The sequence below is a fragment of the Brevibacillus fortis genome, from assembly GCF_003013395.1.
Classification (GTDB): Bacteria; Bacillota; Bacilli; order Brevibacillales; family Brevibacillaceae; genus Brevibacillus; species Brevibacillus fortis.
In genome coordinates this window covers 286,840-309,980 of the sequence record NZ_PXZM01000036.1, presented here as the reverse complement: position 1 = coordinate 309,980, position 23,141 = coordinate 286,840, and the positions used below count along the sequence as shown (strand labels likewise).

General features: G+C 47.2%; 22 protein-coding genes and 1 riboswitch. Of the genes, 6 read left to right on the top strand and 16 right to left on the bottom strand.

From position 1 onward, the window contains the following. Positions 1-107 precede the first annotated feature (107 nt). Positions 108-1,697, bottom strand: coding sequence for a catalase (locus C7R93_RS22090; RefSeq protein ID WP_106840832.1), 1,590 nt, complete (start codon positions 1,695-1,697; stop codon positions 108-110). Positions 1,698-1,777: 80 nt separating this feature from the next. Further along, positions 1,778-2,509 carry a 2-phosphosulfolactate phosphatase gene (locus tag C7R93_RS22085; protein WP_106840831.1) on the bottom strand — a complete coding sequence of 244 codons (732 nt, stop codon included), beginning with the start codon at positions 2,507-2,509 and terminating at the stop codon, positions 1,778-1,780. Positions 2,510-2,633: 124 nt separating this feature from the next. Between C7R93_RS22085 and C7R93_RS22080 the strand changes: the two genes are divergently transcribed. After that, a complete protein-coding gene (locus C7R93_RS22080) occupies positions 2,634-3,308 on the top strand; it encodes a hypothetical protein (RefSeq protein WP_244191619.1) in 675 nt (224 codons plus the stop codon). A gap of 144 nt (positions 3,309-3,452) precedes the next feature. Here C7R93_RS22080 and C7R93_RS22075 read toward each other — a convergent pair whose 3' ends face one another. Continuing rightward, positions 3,453-3,656 carry a cold-shock protein gene (locus C7R93_RS22075; protein WP_007729289.1) on the bottom strand — a complete coding sequence of 68 codons (204 nt, stop codon included), beginning with the start codon at positions 3,654-3,656 and terminating at the stop codon, positions 3,453-3,455. 425 nt (positions 3,657-4,081) lie between these two features. On the opposite strand from C7R93_RS22075, the gene C7R93_RS22070 reads away from it, so the two are divergent. Further along, positions 4,082-4,426, top strand: coding sequence for a rhodanese-like domain-containing protein (locus C7R93_RS22070; RefSeq protein WP_244191618.1), 345 nt, complete (start codon positions 4,082-4,084; stop codon positions 4,424-4,426). A gap of 84 nt (positions 4,427-4,510) precedes the next feature. Beyond that, positions 4,511-4,667, top strand: a riboswitch (cyclic di-AMP (ydaO/yuaA leader). Positions 4,668-4,674: 7 nt separating this feature from the next. After that, a complete protein-coding gene (locus C7R93_RS22065) occupies positions 4,675-5,406 on the top strand; it encodes a CAP domain-containing protein (protein WP_106840830.1) in 732 nt (243 codons plus the stop codon). Between the two features lie 64 nt (positions 5,407-5,470). On the opposite strand, the gene C7R93_RS30390 is transcribed toward C7R93_RS22065, so the two are convergent. The 3 genes from C7R93_RS30390 to def form a co-directional block, all read right to left on the bottom strand. Next, a complete protein-coding gene (locus C7R93_RS30390) occupies positions 5,471-5,626 on the bottom strand; it encodes a hypothetical protein (RefSeq protein ID WP_167402493.1) in 156 nt (51 codons plus the stop codon). 100 nt (positions 5,627-5,726) lie between these two features. Next, the gene (locus C7R93_RS22060; RefSeq protein ID WP_106840829.1) at positions 5,727-6,737 is read right to left on the bottom strand and encodes a homoserine dehydrogenase; all 1,011 of its coding nucleotides are present in this window, start codon (positions 6,735-6,737) and stop codon (positions 5,727-5,729) included. Positions 6,738-6,768: 31 nt separating this feature from the next. Further along, a complete protein-coding gene (gene def, locus C7R93_RS22055; RefSeq protein ID WP_106840828.1) occupies positions 6,769-7,296 on the bottom strand; it encodes a peptide deformylase in 528 nt (175 codons plus the stop codon). 178 nt (positions 7,297-7,474) lie between these two features. On the opposite strand from def, the gene C7R93_RS22050 reads away from it, so the two are divergent. Further along, entirely contained in the window at positions 7,475-8,782 is a 1,308-nt protein-coding gene (locus C7R93_RS22050) for an aminotransferase class I/II-fold pyridoxal phosphate-dependent enzyme (RefSeq protein ID WP_106840827.1), read from the top strand. 119 nt (positions 8,783-8,901) lie between these two features. Here C7R93_RS22050 and C7R93_RS22045 read toward each other — a convergent pair whose 3' ends face one another. The 10 genes from C7R93_RS22045 to dacB form a co-directional block, all read right to left on the bottom strand. Beyond that, complete coding sequence (locus C7R93_RS22045) at positions 8,902-9,801, bottom strand: DMT family transporter (RefSeq protein ID WP_106840826.1); 900 nt, start codon at positions 9,799-9,801, stop codon at positions 8,902-8,904. Between the two features lie 60 nt (positions 9,802-9,861). After that, entirely contained in the window at positions 9,862-11,037 is a 1,176-nt protein-coding gene (locus tag C7R93_RS22040; protein ID WP_106840845.1) for an acyltransferase, read from the bottom strand. A gap of 122 nt (positions 11,038-11,159) precedes the next feature. Further along, the gene (locus C7R93_RS22035; protein ID WP_244191617.1) at positions 11,160-11,945 is read right to left on the bottom strand and encodes a YqjF family protein; all 786 of its coding nucleotides are present in this window, start codon (positions 11,943-11,945) and stop codon (positions 11,160-11,162) included. Positions 11,946-11,965: 20 nt separating this feature from the next. Further along, positions 11,966-13,378: an FMN-binding glutamate synthase family protein gene (locus tag C7R93_RS22030; protein WP_106840824.1), complete on the bottom strand. Its 1,413-nt coding sequence runs from the start codon at positions 13,376-13,378 to the stop codon at positions 11,966-11,968. A gap of 242 nt (positions 13,379-13,620) precedes the next feature. Beyond that, positions 13,621-14,805, bottom strand: coding sequence for a DUF418 domain-containing protein (locus C7R93_RS22025; protein WP_106840823.1), 1,185 nt, complete (start codon positions 14,803-14,805; stop codon positions 13,621-13,623). A gap of 132 nt (positions 14,806-14,937) precedes the next feature. Further along, a complete protein-coding gene (gene brnQ / locus C7R93_RS22020) occupies positions 14,938-16,281 on the bottom strand; it encodes a branched-chain amino acid transport system II carrier protein (protein WP_106840822.1) in 1,344 nt (447 codons plus the stop codon). A 189-nt stretch (positions 16,282-16,470) separates the two neighbouring features. Then, a complete protein-coding gene (locus C7R93_RS22015; RefSeq protein WP_244191616.1) occupies positions 16,471-17,163 on the bottom strand; it encodes a YheC/YheD family protein in 693 nt (230 codons plus the stop codon). Positions 17,164-17,201: 38 nt separating this feature from the next. Continuing rightward, positions 17,202-17,594, bottom strand: a complete 393-nt coding sequence (gene panD / locus C7R93_RS22010; protein ID WP_106840820.1) for an aspartate 1-decarboxylase — start codon at positions 17,592-17,594, stop codon at positions 17,202-17,204. An 83-nt stretch (positions 17,595-17,677) separates the two neighbouring features. Then, positions 17,678-18,742 carry an Ldh family oxidoreductase gene (locus C7R93_RS22005; protein ID WP_106840844.1) on the bottom strand — a complete coding sequence of 355 codons (1,065 nt, stop codon included), beginning with the start codon at positions 18,740-18,742 and terminating at the stop codon, positions 17,678-17,680. Between the two features lie 168 nt (positions 18,743-18,910). Next, the gene (gene dacB / locus C7R93_RS22000; protein ID WP_106840819.1) at positions 18,911-21,805 is read right to left on the bottom strand and encodes a D-alanyl-D-alanine carboxypeptidase/D-alanyl-D-alanine endopeptidase; all 2,895 of its coding nucleotides are present in this window, start codon (positions 21,803-21,805) and stop codon (positions 18,911-18,913) included. Between the two features lie 179 nt (positions 21,806-21,984). Here dacB and C7R93_RS21995 point away from each other — a divergent pair, with 179 nt between their 5' ends. Beyond that, a complete protein-coding gene (locus tag C7R93_RS21995; protein WP_106840818.1) occupies positions 21,985-22,527 on the top strand; it encodes a hypothetical protein in 543 nt (180 codons plus the stop codon). Positions 22,528-22,775: 248 nt separating this feature from the next. Next, on the top strand, positions 22,776-23,135 hold the full coding sequence (locus tag C7R93_RS21990) for an ATP-binding protein (RefSeq protein WP_244191615.1): 360 nt from the start codon (positions 22,776-22,778) through the stop codon (positions 23,133-23,135). The last annotated feature ends 6 nt before the right edge of the window (positions 23,136-23,141 follow it).

Here is a 23,141-nt window from a genome sequence, read left to right as displayed (position 1 = left end):
GCCTACTGATTGTTAAGTAAAAATGCAACCGGATACAAAAAAAGAGCTTTACCATGGATTCGGCAAAGCTCCGTTGTTCGTTCCATCTTGATTGTTCACTCGGGTCATCAGTAAGGCTTGGACGGACGAGACTTTTGTTCGGCTTCCTTGACAGCCGCTCCTGGATTCGTTGCGCCCATCGGTCCGCCCATCCCCTGATTGTTTCCGCCATTGTCCTGCGCGATTCCAGCTTTCAAGCGCTGACCGTACTCTTCGTCACATTGCGAGAAATATCCGAGCATTTTCTCTTGAATGCGCGGGTCACAGGAGAGGAGTGCATCCGTCAGATTGGCAATGAGGTCTTCTCGTTCCCAGTCTTCCAAGAGGCGATAACGTTCTCCCGCCTGTTTGAAATCGTTGGTGCGATCAATCTTTTGACGGACGACCTTCCCTTCCACTTCTGGCTGATGATCAGGAGCGGCTTGCTTGGCTTCCTGCAATCCGCCAATCGTCGATGGCTCATAGTTAATATGCCGTTGCGTCCGATCTACTCGATACAGCATTTGACCGCCTTCCTGGTTGGTAGCTACACGCTTTTTGGGAGCGTTGACCGGAAGCTGCAAGTAGTTGGCGCCAACCCGATAACGCTGCGTATCCGAATAGGAAAAGGTCCTTCCTTGCAGTAGCTTGTCATCGGAGAAATCAAGTCCATCCACTAAAACACCTGTCCCAAAAGCTGCTTGCTCGACCTCTGCAAAATAGTTATCCGGGTTTTTGTTCAATACCATTTTGCCTACAGGAAGAAACGGGAATTGATCTTCGGGCCATATTTTCGTTGGATCAAGCGGATCAAAATCGAGCTCAGGGTGGTCGTCATCACTCATGATCTGGACGCACATTTCCCACTCCGGATATTCGCCTCGCTCAATCGCTTCATACAAGTCCTGCGTGGCATGATTAAAGTTTTTGCCTTGGATCTCTTCTGCCTGTTTTTGAGTCATATTCTTAATCCCTTGCGTTAACGGCTGCCAATGGTATTTGACCAGGACCGCTTTTCCTTCGTGGTTTACCCACTTGTACGTGTTTACGCCAGAGCCTTGCATTTGTCGATAGTTCGCTGGTATTCCCCACGGAGAGAACAAAAACGTGATCATATGCATGGCCTCAGGCGTGTTTGAGATAAAGTCAAAGATCCGTTCCACGTCTTGAATGTTTGTCACTGGATCAGGCTTGAACGCATGTACAAGATCAGGAAACTTCATCGCATCCCGAATGAAAAAAACTTTGAGGTTGTTGCCAACCAGATCCCAGTTCCCGTCCTCTGTATAAAACTTCACCGCAAACCCACGTGGATCGCGTAACGTCTCGGGCGAATGCGTCCCATGAATAACCGTAGAAAACCGCACAAATACAGGCGTTTTTTTCCCCTGCTCCGAAAACAGCTTTGCCCTCGTGTGAGTAGAAATCGGCTCATCCCCTACGGTTCCATACGCTTCAAAATAGCCATGCGCTCCTGCACCTCGGCTATGCACGACACGCTCAGGTGTTTTCTCCCGATCAAAATGTGTGATTTTTTCCAGAAAGTCGTAATTCTCCAGAACGGTTGGCCCGCGATTCCCTACTGTTCGCAAGTTCTGGTTGTCTGTGATCGGATGGCCTTGGCGATTCGTCAGGATATTTTCTTCTGACTGGTTGATGGACTTGCTGTCGTCATCCATATGAATCCTCCCTGTCCAGTTTTTCTCATGTGTGGTTCATAACCATGGTTACCGAATGAGGGATTCTTTATGCGAAAAGACTAAATGGCTTCGTAAGCAAAATCATCGTTTAGGACTGGGACAGTGGAACTCCGATTCCATTGTGCTGCAAGTGCGACATCTTCCGGGTAGCCCATGCTGATCAGTTCTTGGCCTGACGCACATTTCTGCAAGTAAAAGGGAATATGATCTTGGGCAGATCGAAAGGCTGCCACCGCCATTTCGGCCTCTGGTGACAAGCGATATCCCTCCAATTCGTGAAGGAGTGAACCTGCTGCAATCATGTCCTCAATAGCGGGTCGCAACGCTCCATTCCCCCACCGTTCACCGCAAGCAATGACCGTTACGGTTCCTTTATGCTGCTGTATGTATCTGGCGACGGATAGCGCATTTCGCAAGCACGCAGCGATTACCTTCGCCCCTGATTTCTTTGCCAATACGGTACAGGTCGATCCGTTTGGCGAGGGTAACACCACCCTACTACCCATTGGTACCGTTTTCAGACAAGCAGGTGAAAGCGAAATTGGCTCTCCCCGTTTTCCAGCGAGCAGTGCTGCTTTTTGTTTGGCAAACTCCACAGCGGACGCATCCTTCATCTGATAAGGATAGACGATTCCCCCACGTCCAGTTACGATGTCGACACATGTACTAAAAGAGAGCACATCAATGATGACGATCATATCCGAAACGGCCCCGAGGTGCTCCACTCCTTCGTAGCCCCATTCAAAGCGAGCCGTATAGTCTAGTTGTTTGCATACATGATTGGCTACCATGAAACTCCACTCTCCTCTACCAAAAATAGGTACTCGTCCCCTTACGTTCGCCGTTACAAATTCACACAAGAAACAATATCGTATTATTGTCCCACTAGTTTATATCCAAATTGGAGTGATCAAGATGACGGAAAAAGAATTCGAAGAGCGTCATAAGCACCATAAGCATCATGGGCACCATAAGCATCACGATGATCGCAAGGATCGCAGGGATCACGATGATTGCAAGGATCACAGGGATCACGATGATTGGAAGGATCACAGGGATCACTGCGATCACAAGGATCACAAGGATCGCTGCGATCACAAGGATCACAAGGATCGCTGCGATCACAAGGATCACAGGGATCACTGCGATCACGATGATCACGATGATTGCAAGGATCGTAAGGATCGCAAGCACCGCAAGCCTCACAGAGATACACTTGTAAGAACAACTGGTATTTTGCAAAATAATCTCAATGTTACGCTTACAGCTCACCTTGACATCGTCAATCTATTTGACCGAGGCGTGGAAGTGCGCGTACAAGTATTGAACTGGGGTAATGCTGTTACTCAAACAAATCCAGTCAGTACATTAGTTGACGTTACGCAAGTTCTCCCAGCAAACACTCGCACTGTATTTAATGCGGCGATCCCTGCTTCCTTCCACTATGAGGTACGCCTTACTGTAGCCCGCAACAATGAAAACGTTCTTCTCACCACATACGGCCGCACTTCGATTGGCGGCGGACAAGTGAATGGCCTAACAGTGATCGATAGCCAATTTCAGACGATTGAACTCGAAACTTGCCCTTAGTATGTTAGCAAAATGGAAATAAGGAATTATGGTGTGGCGCCATAGTTCCTTATTTTCTCTTTTATTGAGTGGCTAGAAAAACCCTATCATTACTACCAAACAAAAAAAACTGCCCTTAAAAGGACAGTTTTTTTATAAGGAGACTTACAGTTTTACTACGTTCTCAGCTTGTGGGCCACGGTTGCCTTGAACGATGTTGAATTGAACTTTTTGACCTTCGTCCAAAGTTTTGAAACCGTCACCTTGGATTGCGCTGAAGTGTACGAATACATCGTCTCCGCCTTCTACTTGAATGAAACCGAAACCTTTTTCTGCGTTAAACCATTTTACTGTTCCGTTCGTTTGCATTTAAAAAGACCTCCAAAAATTCAATTTGAATATGCTAGTCATATTTACCGAAGCAAATAAAGCTCACATATCATGAAGAAATACCAGATCATGTACTTTGATACGCCTTCATGATATGTGAATTTTACCTACTCAGTGAATATGCGAATGTCATAGGACGGAACTGCAAAATTAAAAACTAAACCTTTTGAAAACCTAAAACAATGAAAGCCCTTCCTCTCTTCCATCCTTGCGGCTCCGATGACCGCGCCAGTGTGAATCGGGGATTCAAAAATGTTATCCATCAGCATACACCTCGATGAATGATAGGTATCAATTTTTCAAGTAGCAACCCCATTCTACCATGGTTGTCCAATAAAAGCAACCGTTCACCCTTATACTGGAGTAAGCGGAACTCTGTTACAATAAGAGTGGGAGGGATTTCATTGCAAAATCATACTTTGACAACTATTCAATTATCAGAAACGCTCCAACAGAAAAAGCCTGTGCTTTTATTGGACGTACGCGACACCGAAAAATTCATGACTGGCAGCCTCGTTCACGAAAACGCACCGACTCGTAACGTCCCCTATCTTCTAATGAAAGAACTGGACAAGCCGTTCGATGAAGAAACCGAAAAACTTGCGCAAAACGTACAGATCGTTACCGTATGTACAACAGGTAACAAAGCTCAAAAAGCTGCTGCTCTCCTTCGTGAGCATGGTTTTCATGCAAATGCATTGGAAGGCGGCTTAACCGCATGGAAGGAACAATCAAACGAAGCGAAATGAGCCTAATTTATCAACGTTTCTAGCTATTTGCCATATATTACTCCTTTATTTCGATTGGGATTGTCTGATATCGTTGTTCATGCCAAACGAAATAAGCCGAGACTTCCTCTTGCAAAGGAAGTGCGGGGGACTATCTTGTGGATGAGCTTTTCCACATTGGGGTGAATCGCCGAACTGGCGTAGGGTTGTTTCCTCAATCCGAATCCGACAACTAACCTCGTAGGCAAAAAAAAGGAGAGATTTGTTTAATGAAACGTTTTGGTTCTGTTACAATCGCGATGACTCTTGGTCTGGGCTTGGCTCTCACAGGCTTCGCTACTTCTGCTTCGGCTGCTTCTAATTGCCCTGTTCCTGGCGGACAGTTCCAATATTATATGCCACAATACCAAAAAGCTCCAAATTCCCAACAATTTTGGAACTTCTATCAACCAAAACAAGGCTTTGCCCCTGGACAACCAATGCCAGTACAGCAGCCAGTGACGCCGATGCAACCTGCAAAGCCAGTGCAACCAACGCCGGTACAACCAGCACCAGTTCAAGCTGCACCAGCGCAACCTAGCAATAATGTCACTCAGCCTGCCGCTCCAGTAAATCAAGTGGATCAAGGAAAAACTGGTGATTTTGCGAAACAAGTCGCGGATTTGGTGAACCAAGAACGTGCAAAAGCAGGTCTCAAGCCTATTCAAATGGACGCAGCACTGTCCAAAGTAGCTTTGGCAAAAGCACAAGATATGTCTGCTAACAACTATTTTGATCACAACAGCCCAACGTACGGTTCGCCGTTTGATATGATGAAGCAATTTGGCATCCAATACTCGACTGCAGGTGAGAATATCGCCATGGGTCAACAAAGTCCACAAGAAGTAATGACACAATGGATGAACAGTGAAGGTCACCGCCAAAATATTATGAACCCTGCGTTCACAAAAATTGGTGTAGGCTTCACAAATGGCTACTGGGTACAAGAATTTATCGGATAGATCGCAATGCACGAACCGAAAAGCCGGTGTCTCTTAATCGAGACCCGGCTTTTTCGTATAGGCGTTATTCCTGCTGTGCTTCAGATGCCTGTTTTTCGGGGGAACAACAGCAGCTATCCTGCTCATTTACCAAAGCGACATTTTTTTGATGCATTTTTTGTTTGGTTGGGTAAGCAGATACTTGCTGTAGCTCGGCATTGACATCAGACGATTGATTCATCCGTATGGCCCCCTCGCCGTTTTTTGTGGTGCATCCCTAGTATGCTCGCGGTTGTAAACGACTCATTCCTAAGGAACACTGGAAGCACATGCAAATTAGCCTATCTGCTAATGATATGTTCAAGGTCTTTTAAGGCAGCTGCTGCTGCCGCGACAGGATCTGATTTTCCTCCAACGACCAATAAATCCCCCATGACATCTGTTTCTACCCGTATGGCTTTTGTCGTACCTGATACAGATGCAAATGGATGACTATGATCCACTGCACTAAGCTCGACGGCTACAGAAAGCGTGCCATTCGCTTCCTTTTGGATGGTTCCGATCAGCTTGGGAATCTTTGCATGCTTTTTCCACGTCTCGATTTGTACTGATGTTATTTCGCGGATACTTGCGCGTGCGATATCGGACAGATTTACTTGCGCGCCAAAAGCGGCGTTTGCGAGGATCGTGAGCTTCGAAGCTGTATCCCAACCATCGATATCATAAGAAGGATCCGGTTCGGCAATCCCCATCTTCTGAGCGAGCTCGATTGCTTCCGCACAGGTGAGCCCCTCTTCCATCATTTTTGTGAGCACGAAGTTCGTCGTTCCCGTAAAAATGCCTTCCACTCGCTTCACTTCACAGCCTGCCAAGTTATACTGCAAAAGATCGATCGTCGGTAGAGCAGCTGCTGTTGCTCCACTAATTTTCAACGCGACGCCATGTTTTTTGGCTAGAGCGGCTAAACCAGCATAATCGACAACAAGTGCCCCTTTTGAAATGGCAATCGCATGCATGGCATTCTCCAATGCATAACGAATATAAGTCAGACCGGGTCCTCCCTCTTTTTCAGATGGACCTGCCTCGATGAGCACATTTGCTTGAGCTGACTTGATAAAATCCAGTGCGTCCCATGATGGATTCCGTGTTTGTTTTGTATGCGTATAGTCTTCCCATTTTCCTGAATCGATTCCGTTCTCATCATAGAGGCCGGACCCTGAACGAACAACTCCCACGAGTCTGACATCCGCTTGATATAGCTCGCGGTACCGCTCCCGGCGCTCCTCCAGCAGTCTAGCTACCTGCTGTCCTACTGTTCCAAAGCCAGTTAATATAATATTCCAACGTTTCATGAGTCAATCTCCTTGCTGTTTTATGCTCTGTTTATTTCCACCATTTTTTCCTACTTTCAACCTGTATCCGGTGCATATCTTTTCGATTCAGTTTCTTTCCTGTTTTTGCTGAGTAGAGCTCTTCCGTATGATCAATAAACAAAATCCCTTCCAGATGGTCCAGCTCGTGCTGAATGCACCGAGCAAGGAAATCTTCTGCTTCGATTATCATGTTTTCTCCTTCGCGGTTCAACGTCCGAACTTTGACATAATTCGCCCTACGAACGATTCCAAAAACACCCGGTATCGAAAGACACGCCTCTTGCCCTACCTGCTCACCTGATTTTTCCATCAACACCGGATTGATCAGTTCAATCAAGCCGCTGCCGCAATCCATCACAACCAAACGCTTCGGAATGCCAATTTGGATCGCAGACAAGCCTGCTCGACCTTTCGCAGCATAAATCGTTTGGGCCATATCATCCAAAATCTTTTCAACCTGCGGAGTAATGGATGGTACTCTTCTTGAAGTTTCACGCAAGATAGGGTCCCCTAGGCGAACGATCATGCGTTCTGCCATTTTCTTCTCCCTCCCGCATTACTCAGTTTTCGATTTCAAGGTAGCAAATCAGGTCCTCGCTGTCAAAAGGAACCTTGCAAAATCTGAAATATCCGGCTGGGCAAGGGTGACAAATGCATGTAGATACGCTATCTTTATTGGTAAAGATAGATGTTTGTAAATGAAAAGGGAGGCTACCATGCATTCATTGGCATCAACGCTGAACGAAACCATCCAACGGGAAAACCCGCACGTTTATGAAATGTTATCCGATATCGCCAAGCTGATTTATTTCCCAAAAGAGGGGATTCTCAGCCAGTCGGCAGAAGCGAAAACAAAAGCGAAAAAGTACAACGCAACCATCGGAATTGCACTGGAAAACGGTCAACCGATGCATCTCAAAGTCATCCAGGATAACCTATCTGCTTACGAACCAAAAGATATTTACGAATATGCTCCCCCGGCAGGAAAACCTGAGCTACGTGCAGCATGGCGTAAAAAAATGATCGAAGAACAGCCTGCACTGGCAAATCATACGTTTAGCAACCCAATCGTTACAAACGCTCTGACGCATGGCCTGAGCATCGTATCGGACTTGTTCGCTGACAGTGGCGACAGTGTCATCATCCCGGACAAAAACTGGGAAAACTACGAGCTTACCTTTTCGATCCGCCGTGGTGCTGAAATGGTCTACTACCCATTGTATAACGACGAGATGAAGTTTAATGCTTCTGCTTTGCGTGATGCGATTCTCGCACAAAAAGACAAAGGCAAAGCCATCGTTGTACTCAACTTCCCGAATAACCCAACTGGCTATACACCAGGTCCAGAGGAAGGAAAACAAATCGTCGCTGCACTCAAAGAAGGCGCTGAAGCCGGAATCAACATTGTCGCGGTAACAGATGACGCATACTTCGGCTTGTTCTTCGAGGATTCGATGCACGAATCTCTCTTCGCCAGCCTGTGCGACGTTCACCCGCGTATTCTTCCTGTAAAAGTAGATGGCGCTACCAAAGAAGATTACGTATGGGGCTTCCGTGTTGGCTTTATTACGTATGCAGCTCCATCCAGCGACTTGCTCAGCGCTTTGGAGCAGAAAACAATGGGGATCATCCGCGCTACTCTTTCCAGCGGATCACACCCTTCTCAAACGTTCGTTCTGCACGCAATCACTGCTCCGGACTACAAAGCACAGAAGCAGGAGAAATTCGATATCATGAAAGGCCGCGCCAACCGTGTCAAGGAAGTGCTCGAAAGCGGTAAATTTGATGATGTGTGGACCTACTATCCATTCAACTCCGGCTACTTCATGTGCCTCAAACTAAAGACTGTCGAAGCAGAAACATTGCGTCAGCACTTGCTGGAACAGTATGGCGTCGGTACGATCGCACTCGGTCAAACCGATTTGCGCATTGCCTTCTCTTGCATTGAAGAAGAAAACATTGCTGACTTGTTCGAATTGGTCTACAGTGGTGTGAAAGATTTGGAAAATGCATTGACCAAATAAATCGATTAAGCGTCTTGACCTCGTGTCAGGGCGCTTTTCGTTTTCTTTCAAAAAAAGCCCCGGATACCCCCGAGAGTGTACGCGAGGTTTTCCGAGACCTTTCTATCATGCCATATCTATCAGCTTTCCAGTGCTGAACTCGTACGTCGTGGCTGCTGTGTCCCAATAAAAATGGAGGCAAGCACCAGAACCATCCCTACTCCATGCATCCAAGTAAATGCTTCGTTCAAGAAAAAGACAGCCACGAGAGCAGCGCTTATCGGCATCATTCCTGTGAACAAGCCAGCCTTAGAAGCCTCCACCTTCTCCACTCCTTTGTACCAGAGAAAGAAGGATAAGACGCTGGCGGTAAACGCATAGTACGCGAGAAGCGACCATACATTTGCAGGTACGGCACTCCAATCAAAACGCAAGCTTTCCCAGATCGCAAACGGAAGAAACAAGACAAAGCTGATGACATTAATCGCAGCCGTCATTTGAAAAGGTGTAATTTTCCCAGACAGTCTTTTTGCGAATATCGTGAAGAGCGCTTCGCTGACGACTGCAAAAAATACGAGCAGATTGCCAATCATGTTGATCCAGTTTTGCTCCCCACCGCTTCCTGTGAACGTAATGAAACCGATGCCGCCCACTGAAAGACCGATCGCCACTAAGCTGTTGGCGTGTAATTTTTCTTTGAGAATCCAGAACGAAAACAATGCGATGCAGGCAGGTACCGTACTCGTAATGATACCAGCGGCAGTAGCTGTCGTCCACTGAACGCCATATAGCATGCAAATACTAAACAGAAACACGCCGAAAAACGACTGCCAGAATAACACCTTGCCTTCCTCACGGCTAAAGGTCGTTTTCCATTCCCCACGCATAGCAAGCAGCGGCAGCAGGATGACCATCGCGAGCAAAAAGCGAAGCTCCGAAAACAAAAACACAGGGACATGGGAAACAATTTCTTTGCCGATGGAGATGTTGCTTCCTACCAAAGCCATAGCCAAGGCTAACTGAATGTAAGCTAACAGCATGACGACTCGCTTCTCCCTTCATCCCCCTACTATTTCTACATCTGGCCAAACTGCTTTCGATTAACCTGCATTTTGCCATTCCTTTTGAGAGGACGGGATCTTTTTTGTCTTTTTCTCTGCTGCCCCCACCAGCCATGAACCAAACGGCAGTTTTCCTAGCCCATATGATATGGCAAAAGAAAGAATGGCGCACAAGACGAATGCTACCACACTTCCCCACACACCTGTGTGAAAAAGCTGAAGCCCGCGCAAACCTTTCATCAAGTACGTCAAGATCAGCGCATGAATCAAATAAGCTCCATACGAATATTTCCCAAGGAGTCCTAGCCAATGTGTCCATTTTGATTGCTTTTTGCTCAACCATAGGCAGAGACCGTACACAGCCAGCAAACAAGCCATTGTATAGAGGAACATGGACGGTTTCAATGACGTCGCGACATTTAAATCAATCTTGCCTTCCCCTGAATAACGGAAAAGTTCATAGCCAATGACTGCGTACAGGACACCAACCGAAACGATGATCCATTGCCAGTATCTTTTCAACATTGCACGAAATGCTGGCAACGTGAAGGCGACCAAGCCACCAAACAAAAAGTAATAGAAATAATAGAACGCATTGCGATCGCGGTATTTGATGAAATACGTATCCAACCAATTCATATCGAAGCGGAAGCCGTGCGCCGGGATGTATCTCGCTGAAAACCACATGAGGCCCCCATAAATCAATCCGGTAACTCCAAGAGCGACAACGAGACGGAAGCGACTTGTCACGAATCTGCGGAAAAGTTCAAATACTCTTCGCCAAAACGGATACAAAAGATAGAACTGAAAAATCATCACGACGAACCACAGATGATAAGAGGATGTCCCTGTCAGGAAATTTTTGCTTACATTCCAAACGAACGCTGCGCCCTCACCCAAGGGCTTTTCCATGAAATAAAGATAAACCACCGACCATATTCCATACGGAACCAAAATCTCCGTTATCCGTTTACGCGTGAAGGAAATATAGTTCACTTTTTCGGAGTAGTTGTAAAACAAAACAAGACCCGTGATGAAAATGAATGCTGGTACCGCGAATTTTAGCAAATGAAACACCATTCCGTAGATAATCGACACCTGCTCTGTCAATCCCGGCTCACGGATATACACACCAATGACATGCTGATAAACCACAGCCAAGAATGCAAAGGCCCGGATCAGATCCAACTCACCAATTCGTTCTTTTCGAGCCATAACCAAATACCAGATCCTTCCTTTTTTACGAAAAAAAGTGCTACCTCCCATCTTACCGACCAAAAGTCAGTCTGACAAGCCTCAAATCGAAAAAGACTGATACCCTGTTGTACTGGTATCAGTCACGAATATCCACCTTGATCCGAAGATAGATCCGCTAGACTTCGAATCGGCCAAATAAGACTTTGTACCCCACGTGAATACAGTGCAAGATCTGGAGAATCCGCTAGTGGGATCGACAGGTTTTCGGTCATCGAGTTTTCACGAATATGGAAGGCTGCCTCCTGTAGCTGCCATGGTTCGTGCACCACATCCGCATACATCATTTGCTTTGTTCTGTTACACCTGCAAAAAAGCGTGTATCGCTCCGTTAACCAATGCACCAGCGTTCCCTCTTTGGCGAAAAATTTGTCAGCGCGAGGCTGGTAGCTACCTTCGAACGAGGGGGAATGAGGTAGACCAGATATACGTCGAGAGGTAAAATCGATCCGATCCCCTTGTGGTTGAAAGGCCATCTGGGCCTGATAATATGGCAGTCGGTACCAATACGTTGCAATTTTGATCACAAGAGGATTTGATGCATCCAGCGAAAGAAAGTATACGCCCGTCTTCCCTTTCGCCTTCACATACGTCCGGACATTGATTTCAGGGAATGTCGTCGTGAATGGTACGGATGGCATCCGACGCAAACGCACGCTGCTCAGCAAAAACGGAATAATACTGATCCATGCCTTGCCATCGTAAGTATCGAGCTCAAGTCCTGCTGGAATCAGCGCTTGGATAGACGCTGGAGAAATCGCCCAATGTAAAAAAAGAAGATGCTCCCACGTCTGCGTCATGGTCCATCCGTTATACTGTGCAGCCGACTTGATTTGGATGATCCTCTGTTCGATACGAATCCCTCCCATTCGTACGTCTATCAAGCTGTTTAACTGGAAGAAGATGAATGATAGGCAAGGGGTACTTTCGTCACTTTGCTCGTCATCTCATCGAGTGAGACGAGATCCGCAGCCGTAACCTCACGAAGAGACGTTTTCCCCAGAGCGAGGATTGCTATTTCCATCTCATCCACAAACGAAAGAAAAAAGTTAGCCAAGTATTTCGTGGCTGAATCGGGATCGAACTTGTTTTTCAAGCTCCCTGGATAGGTGGTCAGCTCTGTTGGTGGTTCCCACGGTATTGCTTTTGTCACCTGATCATGAGTCATCGCCCACAGAACAGCCGTCCCCATAAATATGCCATCTGCTCCCAAAGCAATAGCTTTCAAGCATTCACCCGGGGTATTATATCCGCCCCCAGACAATAAGGTAATTCGTTCTTTCACACCTTTTTTCTTCAAATAGCGCACAGCCCGGGTCAGCGCATAAATGGTCGGCAAACCGAAATCATCCTCCAAGATTGGAGGTCCTCCTTTTGTTCCCGCTTGTCCACCATCGATACTGATGAAATCTACGCCGGCTTGGATCGCAATCTCCAGGTCTTTTTCAAGAACGGCACTCGCACAGATTTTGACGCCAATCGGGACGCCGTCTGTTATCGTGCGCAACTTGTCAACGAGCTTCTTGAGATCCTCCGGCTTCGATACTTCCGGCTGCCGCGAAGGAATGATGATCATTTCTTCATCCTGGACTCCCATGATTTCAGCAGCTCTTCCCTGAATATATTCAGCGGGAATAAAGCTCGCGGCAGCTGCTGTGGCCCCCTGCCCAAAATGGATTTCGATGGCATCTGCCTGTCGCAAAATTTCCGGTTCCTTTGCCCACTTTCCCGAGTTGTATTGGAGCACCAGATGTTTGGCGAATTTCCTTTCTTCCGGCAATAACGGACCTTCCCCCGTATTCGTCAAAGTCCCCACTGCGGCCGTTCCTTTTGCAATCGCGATTTTCACATCGGCACTCACACCGATACCGTACCCCATGCCCCCTACCATGAGCGGAATGTCCAAAGTTAACGGTTTTTTTGCCATGGGTCCAATCGTGATTTGCATATCCACTTCAGTATCCTCGCTAGAAGGTAGCACGGCCAACTGAGCGGGCGAAAATATCAAGCTATCGAAGTTTAAGAACTTGCGCGGACTCCCGAAAGGACGTTCGATGGCTTGGCCAGTAGCTGCTCGCAAGCTATTCTCCAAAATGTAGCGTGGACTGACTTTGGTCATTGCGGAGACCATCTCAAAAATATTTTCCGGATAGCGGTCTGACATGAGGCGCTTCATGAACTTGGCGAGCACCCACTGGGTAAGAGGTCGAAAAAGACAGATTAATAGCAGTCCCACCACGATGAGTGCAGCCATCGATCCTACAAAGGAGCCGATCAAAAACGGAATCCAGTTGCCAGCCATCCTCTTTCTCCTTCCTACTGTCAGAGCGCTGCTGCATGTTACGAGGCATGTGAGATAGGAAAATTTTGCCCCAATCCTGCCACTTTTATCCTATGCTCTACCCTTACGCTGAAGGTACAAAAAAACGCCCAGATTACCTGGACGTTTTCGAACAAAGCCATTTCCACAAATAAAAATAACAGGATGTCAGCACAAGCACGACAGCAATTGTCATGATAGTGTCAAATTGCATGAGATCCTCCTTATCTTTTCATTGGTACAAATTTTCCATATGTCAAACAGCGCCAAAGCCATTCTGCCGGACCAAACTGATAGTTGGCGAGCCACCAGCGACTCACGAAGATTTGTGCAATGAAGATTACCAAGCTAAACACCAATCCGAGAGCCAACCCAGGCGTTCCGTACAAATGTCCAACACGCACAACCACTACTGCAATAATGGTTTGACTCAAATAGTTGCTCAGCGCCATTCTGCCGACCGGTTCCAAATGCTTCAACATGCGCTTGCCGCTCTCTTTCCGATAAAGAAGCAGCAGTGACGTGATGTAAAAAGCGCACAGGCTAAGACCGCTCCAAGTAACAAATGTCTGAACGGCGATCGAGATCGAGGCTGGAAATTTTACGATACCAAATTGAACGAGCGGAATCATCGGTACAAGCACAGCACTCAAGCCCAGTGCCAGCCACCATACGCGGCGAATGACTGGAATAAATTCTTCGGTCCTCTCAAATACTCCCCGCTTGGCTGCCAGAAATCCGAATAAAAAGAGCGGCAGTACAGATAGGATAACAAAGAACTCAAGGGAGAAAACCACTGGAATTTCGTGAGCAACCCGGAATTGGAACCACTCGATAATCGACCCATTGGTATAAGCATCGATAGCTTTTTGTATGAGCGGTGACTGATCTGGTACAGGAACGAGGTCCTCAGGAACGGTCAGCATCAGAGCTGACAAGGCCTGCATACCAATCAAGAGCGTCCACGCCCATCTTTTGATCGTCTTTTCTTGCCTGTGGTAAAACAGCAACAAAAGAAAACCAGCTAAGGCGTACGTATGAAGAATGTCTCCATACCAGAGGAAAACAAGATGTGCCATTCCCACAATCAGCAGCACCAATAATCTGCGAGTAAACAGGCTTTGATAAGGCAGCTGTTTGCTCTCGGCACGATGCATAAACAGAAAAAAGCCTACCCCAAACAAAAACGAGAAGATGGTGTAAAACTTCGTCTGTACAAACATGTTAAACAAAAGCCGTATCCAACCATCTATATCCGAATGGGTATTGACCATCCCTGCATCTGGTAAAAACAAGAGCGGATACATAAATGACGGCATATTCACCAGCAAGATCCCAAAGAGGGCAAAGCCTCTAATCCCGTCTAGCTGTCGAATTCGCTGACCTTCCGCAACAGGTGCTACTTTCACGCAATGAACCTCCTCAACGACTCTTTTACGCTTTAACACTTTTAATACGAATGAACCTCGAAAAAAGTAACAAAATGCTTCTTCCACAACAAGAGAGCTTCGCGAAAACGAAGCCCTCTCTTGCATGCTAACTTATTTTGATGAAGAAGTCGTTGGTCCTGTTCTTGTACGGTTTGTCCTTTTACGAAAATCGAGCAGAATACCGACAAAACCAGCGAATAACGCTGGCATGATCCACCCGGCCCCTTCCTTATAAAACGGAAGAACACCCAAGATATCGTTCCAGCTCTTATTAAAAAAAGTAAGATTCATCAAATCCACGACACCAAAAACCGTCACAACTGCAACAGTCATCATATACACAGACGAATGCTCAGGTATCCAGCGCTCAAGCAACGCCAATAAAATAAGCACGATCGCAATTGGATAAATAGCGCCCAGGATTGGAACAGATACACTTAAAATCTCCGATAGTCCCAAGTTTGCCACTCCCATGCTCAGAACACAGAGAATCACTGCCCATTTATTGTACGACAAACGGCTGAATCGTCCATGAAAGTATTGACTGCAAGAAGTTACGAGTCCAATTGATACACAGAGGCAGGCAACGGTAAAGATGACACCAAGAATCAGTGTACCGCTTGTCCCAAAAAGCTGTCTCATGATAGCGGTCAGGAGCAGCCCGCCATTCTCCGGCCTACCTAAAGAGGCACCGGATGAACCCAGCAATCCCAAAATGACATAAATAAATGTTAGCAGCATACCTGCTCCGAGACCTGCTTTGATCATATTCGTGGACAGTTGCTTTTTGTCTTCGATTCCCTTGCTCCGCAGCGTGTTGGCAATCACAATACCAAATACGAGTGCAGCCAAAGCGTCCATCGTTAAATACCCGTCCAGAAAACCTTGCACAACCGGATTAGTGGCATAATTTCCTGCCGGTATCCCCGTTGGGCCCAGTGGTGTGAATAAGCTCTTGATGTAGATCAATGCAATCATGGTCAAAAGCGCAGGAGTTAGTATTTTCCCAAAGCGATCAATCAATTTGGAAGGAGTAAGACTAAACCAAAAAACAATGCCAAAAAATACGATCGTATAGAGGAAAAGACTCCAGGTAGAATCAGCGGCTTGTGCCGGCAAAAATGGAGCCATCCCCATCTCGTACGCAAGACTGCCTGCACGTGGGATCGCAAGTGCGGGTCCAATCGACACATAAATCAAAATAGGAAAAATAAGAGCAAAGCTTGGATGAACACGACTCGCTAATTGGTAAAAGCTCCCTGCTTTTGCGATGGCGATCACCCCAAGGATGGGAAGACCGACAGCAGATAACACAAAGCCTACAATCGACAGCCAAACATTGGTTCCAGCCTCTTGACCTAGATAGGGTGGAAAAATAAGGTTCCCCGCACCAAAAAACATCGAAAACAGCATAAAACTGACCAGCAGCATTTCTTTCTTAGACAAAGTTATCATCGACGTGTATATTACCTCCCACCTTATTGAGAGGCATTCTATCAACTTTTGCGTTCCTTAGCTAGTAGCAGCGTCATAGTTGTAATTGCAAGATCATTATCATAATTCACACGATAATTGTAAGTAGAAAAACAGGGAAAACCACCTGCCCATTTCTTACCGTTTGAACATCGACAAGTGGTTCTCCTCTTATCGTTTTCTCATGGAGACAATTCGTTTGTAAAAGGACTGATCCTCCAGTTTTTGAAAGAGAGAAAGGGATGGTCGGAAGTTCGCTTCAATAATCCACGGTTTGCCATCCACATCAATCCCTAAGTCCAAACCGATCTCACGAAGTGTCGGATAGGCTCTTCCCAATCGATGAGCGGCCGCCGCAGCTACCATGCGGATTTCACTCAAGAGATGCGGGCCAGCTTCTATATCCGACAGCTTGATTGCCGTGCGAACAGGCAATACTTTTCCACGGCTGCGAGCTACATTTGTCACAACAAAGCCCGGACCTGCAAGCTTTGCACACCACCCTGTTATGACCCAAGACTCTTTCCTGTTCCTTCGCTGAATCATGACACGCACATCAAAAGGCTTGCCGTTGATTTTACCGAGTGGGATACGCGGCTGGAGCAGGTATGTTTTTGGTCGAAACAACGATTCCACATATGTAATCGTGGCTTCCTTCCCAGTCACGAGACGCCGATGACTCCCACTATGCACCAAATAATTCTCTTCTCCTCGCGCTGTTACTTGAATAATTCCTGCCCCACCGCCGCCTCCCGAAGGCTTCAGCATCACATGTGTAAATGCTTCTGCATACTGCCATAGCTCTTCAGGAGAGTACACGCGGGTTTTGGGCAAATGCTCCTGCAAAAATTCATCTTTGACCAAGTGCTGATGCTTGCCCCATTTTCCAACGTTTGGCGGTTTTATGGCAGTGTCTCTCCATTCTTTATCAGATGATGCTCCTCTATTTTCGTGATACGATTCCGTTCGTCCACAAAGACGACCCTGGGAATGAGCTGTTCGATCTCGGATTCATCGTACATGCCCATACTCAAAATGATGACCATATCTCCTGGCGAGAATAAATGGGCAGGTGGACCGTTCAGGCAGATGACTCCGCTCCCCGATGCTCCGGGTAACGCGTATGTTTTCCAGCGCGTCGCATTACGCAGACTGGTTATTTGCACGATTTCATATGGCTTGATATCTGCCGCATTCATAAGGGCAACGTCAATCGTGATACTCCCCACGTAATCCAGTTCGGCCTGCGTAACTGTCGCCCTGTGAATTTTGCCTTTGCACATATGTCGTTGCATAGGCGGTTCACTCCTTTCCAAACCGATGACATTAGTCTATGTGCGATGCATTGTCCTTGAAACCATCGGCGAAAGAAATCTGGTTAGGGGATGTGATACGCTGCCTGCAAATCGACTCCATAGGTGCGGCATAATTGGCTGAGTTCTTCAGTCAGATTCGGATTGAATGGAATGCCATTTTCTATGCGTTGTTGCTTTTTTCGGCTCTCGATTTCCCCTGGTATGAAAATTTCGGATACGCCTTCTTTCATAGGAACGCTTTTCACCTCACGGATGTACGCATCCATATTGGCACAAAAATCGGGCAGTGGCATAAATCGTTCAATATTCACCGTCAAGAAAAGATGTCCGACGTTTTGAGGATCGTTCCAGTTGTCATATAAGCTTTTTACATGTGGTCCCGTCGCTGCACCCGTTAGCAGCCCACACAAAATATCGATGAACATCGCCAATCCGTAACCCTTTGCTCCCCCGATCGGCAAAAGTGAGCCTAGCAAGGCTTGTTTGGGATCAGTCGTTTCCTTCCCGTTGCGATCGATAGCCCAATCCGCAGGAATGGATTCCCCTTTTTTAACGGCCAAGGCGATTTTTCCCCTGGCAGCGACACTCGTGGCCATATCTAACAAAAAGGATGGCTCTTCCCCTGCCGGTATTCCCACCGCAATTGGATTCGTTCCGAAAAAAGGGCGAATCCCTCCAGTCGGTGCCATCGCTTCAGGGGCATTGGAAAGGACAAGAAGAATCATTCCTTCTGCTATCGCTCGTTCGGCATAGTATGAACAAGAGCCAAAGTGGTTGGAATGACGAACACCAACTATCCCGATTCCCATCTGCCGCGACAGCTTGATCGCTTCCTCCAATGCCACAACCCCGACTACCGCACCCAGCTGGTTTTTGCCGTCTACCAGAGCTGTTGCTCCCTCCTGTTTCCATACCACTGGTTCCTCGTTCAATTCGATCAAGCCAGCTACGATTCGTTGGAGATAAATCGGCAACCTCTCCAGACCATGGGACTCAATGCCTCGCAAATCAGCATGGACGAGAGATTCAGCGACAAGCCTTGCATGCTCGCGTCTGGCACCTGCCTGTACTAGCACTTCTGATACGACTTGCTCCAAACGCTTCCAATGAAAGAGTGCAGGGTGCATCTTCTCTTTTTCCCCTCCTTCACCGCTGTTCTGTACTTCGCCTGCTTCCTGATCTGAATATAGATATGTCTCCCGCTGATTGACCGCTACAGGCATTGACCCAGTTCATGCTTCGATAACAACCTAAAAAGGAGCTCCCGGTAGTAGGGCTCCTTTTTTGCGATATTCTTATTCATAACTAGCCAGTATCGTAATGATCTGGTCCTGCATCTTGGTAAATAGCTCTTCATCTTCGACATGTCCATTGAACATTATCGAAACAATGAGCTTCTCCCCGCCTTTGGTCGTGATATAGCCCGACAGCGTGTTCACCCCTGTCATCGAGCCTGTTTTCGCATGAAGATTATTCGCTGCGGGTGTTTCCTTCAAACGATTTTTCAAAGTACCATCAATGGCCGCTATGGGTAAAGATGCTTTATACGTGGCAAATGTCGATTCCTTGGTCATTCCCTCAAGTACGGATGCGATTTGCCGGGCAGAAATAAGATTGTAGCGCGTCAAGCCTGACCCATCCATCATGTCAAAGGTGGTATTCCCGCCGAGCGAAGATACGGTTTCCAGAACAACCTCTGCGCCAGTGGCTGCGCTCCCCTGCCCTTTCTTTGCGGCTCCGAGCGTCTTGAGGAGCATTTCTGCGTAGTAATTGTCACTGCGCTTGTTGAGGTACGCAACGATCTCCTTCAACGGCAGAGACTCAAATTGCGTCCATTTCACTGCTGCTGGGGGAATCGGCTGGATCAGCACTTCGCTTGTCGGAGCAAACGAAATTCCTTGCTGCTCCAACGTTTCCTTCAGCACGGTTCCAACGTACTTGGCTGGCTCTTCCACAGGTACGCGCTCGTAATCCCCTTCGTGATCAAGCGGGAGGTTCCCTGACAGTCTGATGGTATTTGTTCCACGGTCACGCAGGATAGCAAACGTATTTTCTTCCCCTTTTTGTACGGTCTTGGTTTCATTGATCACTTGCACATACGCTGTTTTGGGAAGCACGTTGATTTCCACTGGCTCGCCAGCATCGTTAGCGGGCTTAAATTCGATCATGACCGTCCCACGGTTCATAGCAAGAGCGCCAATGGTCGGGTTGTAATAGTAGCTCTCGTCATCCCATGCCCAGCCGAGGCCCAGCCGTTGTTGGTCAAAGTAGCTTTCATCCATCACGAGATTCCCGTTGATACGCGTGATTCCTTGTTGCTTGAGCCACCCTGCTATTTTTTCAATCGACACGCCTTCCTGCACCTGAAGCGCATTCTCCGTATGCAAGGTAGGGTCACCGTATCCTTTCACATACAGATTACCTTGTTGTACGCCCGTAGAGGTGATCGGTGCGTCTCCATACAGTTCCGTTTTGAATACGTAATCCGAACCAAGCTGGTTCAACGCTGTGGCAGTCGTCAGCAGCTTCAGATTCGAAGCTGGAGTAAGTAATGTGTCCGCATCCCTCTCGAATAATATGGGGTCACCTGATGAATCCAACGATTTGATCATGATGCTAGCCGTTACACCTGCTGCTTCTGGTGTATCGAGGATGGGATCGATCAAAGCAGAGAGTGGGTATGTCTTTTTCTCTGGAGGGCTGAATCCTTCCGGTGCTGCGATATCAGGGTAGGTGGTTAACAAAATTCCGATTCGATCCTGTAGCTCCCTCGCATACTTCGATTTATAGATGCCGTTGATCAAAATCGAAAAAGCCAGCTTATGACCATTTTTTGCCGTTACATAACCCGACATGGTGTTGACTCCGCTTAACGAACCTGTCTTTGCTACCAAATTCTTTTCCGCACTTGTTCCTTGCATGCGGTTTTTCAATGTGCCGTCCACTCCTGCGATTGGGAGTGATTTTTCCAATTCCGTTCGATATTCTTGTTCCTGCAAAAAGATGAGGGTTTCGATCATCTGTTCGGGAGTGATCATATTAAATCTCGACAACCCCGAGCCATCGACCTGGCGGAAGCCCGACGCAATGCCAGCGCGATTCATCACGTCAGCTACCGCTTCACTGCCTGCCTCAAAGCTGCCCTCGCTTTTCTCGGTGACGCCCAGCGTCTTTAAGAGCATCTCCGCATAGAAGTTGTCACTATCCTTGTTCAGCTCCACCGTAATCTCACCCAACGGTTTGGACAAGTGGGTATAGAGCGGTACTCCGCTTTGCAGGACTGTTTTTTTCACTTCTGTCTTTGGATGTAAGGCAATCCCTTGTTTGAGCAACTGATCCTTCCATAGATCGCCCACATAAAAAGCTGGGTCTTCCATCGTGACATCTTCATCATAAGGAGCCGCTTGTATCCCGATCGTGCCGGATACGATGATTTCATTTTTTCCGCGCGGTCGATCGACAAGCACGTTGCTCTCCTTGCCCTCTGTTGTTTTCAACTGGTTTGTGACTGTTATGTATGTGGTAGCCGGATTCATGGTCAGGACGGGGGCATCGTTCACCGTTTTTCCAGGGGTTGCGGTTAGGGTCGTAAAGTTTTTATTTACGGCTAATCCACTTACCTGAGCGCTGTACCCATACGGTTCGTCATCCCACATCCAGCTCGTGCCCAATCTGGCCTCATCGAAATAGCTGTCATCGAGAAGCAGGTTTCCATTGATTCGTTTGATCCCCGCATCTTTGATGGCTTTTGCCATTTGTTGCAAATCGTCTGGCGTCAGACTAGGATCGCCATAGCCTTTTAAAATCAAATCTCCTTGCAAAATGCCGCCGTTATTTACCTTTCCTGATACAAACACCTCAGTCTTCCACTGATAATCCGGCCCCAGCTTATCCAGGCCAGCGACTGTTGTAAACAGCTTCATGTTGGAAGCAGGGATAAAGTTACGCTCGGCATTGTGCTTATATACGTACTTTTTGTCGGTTAAATCGTAGACTGCGATTCCAGCGTACATCCCCTTGCTATTCTCATCGTTTTTCAAATCGGCGAGGAATTTTTCTATGCTGAGGGCAAGAGGACTGGAAGTAGCGGCCTCTTCTCTGGCGAGCGCAGGCGAAGCTGCTACCTGCAACAAAAGTGCCAACACGAAAAACCACATACCGGCACGTCGAAAAGCAACGAAATGATTCATGATAACCTCCTCATCATAGTCTGGGCGATTTCAACCAACAAATCACAGTACGCCATCATGATAGCACGAATTCTATTTATTCGGAATATTACCATTATACTAAAAGTCTATAGGCATGAATGATTCCCATTCCGTTCATACTATCTTCAAGACTTCTTTCGTTTGGAGGAAATGGTTTTATGTTCTATCGATTGCTGCTCTGTTTGTCACTACTCTGCGCCTTTTCATTCCCCGTTCATGCCCAAACCGACATCGGGCGTGTACATGTAGATCCCTCACCGTATCCTTCTCTTGCGGAGCTTGTAAAAAGGTCAGACTTGATCGTCATCGCATCGGTAAGCGGTGCTCATCAGCCTTATCCAACGGGACGCACCGTTCCCCAAGGCAAGATCGTGAATTACACACAAAGCCTCCAAGTAAAAACAACGATAAAAGGCACGTCATCCAGACGATTAACTGTGATTAGCACTGGTGTAGAGCCGCTTCCCGATGCCTCAAGTCCGCTCAACCTGCAATATCCCGGTCCGCTGTCGGAAGGGAATTATTTATTGTTCTTGCGAAAAGTGAGCGGATCACAGCTGTACAGTACAGCAGGCCTCTGGCAGGGCGTTTACCCGATCTATCAAGGAAAAACGATTGCCCTGTCCAATCTTGGCTTTACGGAGCTGAACCAGTTGTCACAAGAAGAAGCTGTCCGAAAAATAACAGCGATATCCCGCTAACGTCACAGCAAAAAACCGCTCTAGTAAGCGAGCGGTTTTTTGACGTTTCCATCAAGTGCTGTTAGTTGCGCATCACGTAGATGAATATCACCATAGACACAGCACAAGCGAGTACGCTGAGAATAAAACCCCAGATAACCCATTTGCTATTCGTCTTGTTTATGTGTTTGTCGTCCATGGAAACTTCTCCTCATTCAAAGCATTCAGCTTCTATTATAAGGCTGTTTGATAGGAAAGGGAAACGGTTAATGTGGCGAAAACTGTTAGATATCTGTTCTCTTCACCGAGCCATCACGAACCTGATTCAAAACAGCATCGTTCACAACCCCGAGGGCTGTCACATCCTTTTGCAAACCATGCTTTCATCTGACCAGCAGCACGCTCGCCTCATCGTCACTGACAACGGAAAAGGCGTCGCAAAACAATTGCTCCCTGACTTGCTGGAATTGCCGTATTCGTCGAAAAGAGTAGCGCCCGTACAAAATGGTCATGGATTGGGCCTACCGATGGTTGCGCGAATTGCCACAGCCCATCGTGGACGACTTCTGTTAGTAAGCGATATAGGAAAAGGAATGACAGTAGAAATTCTTTTGCCACGCTCTTCATGACGCAAA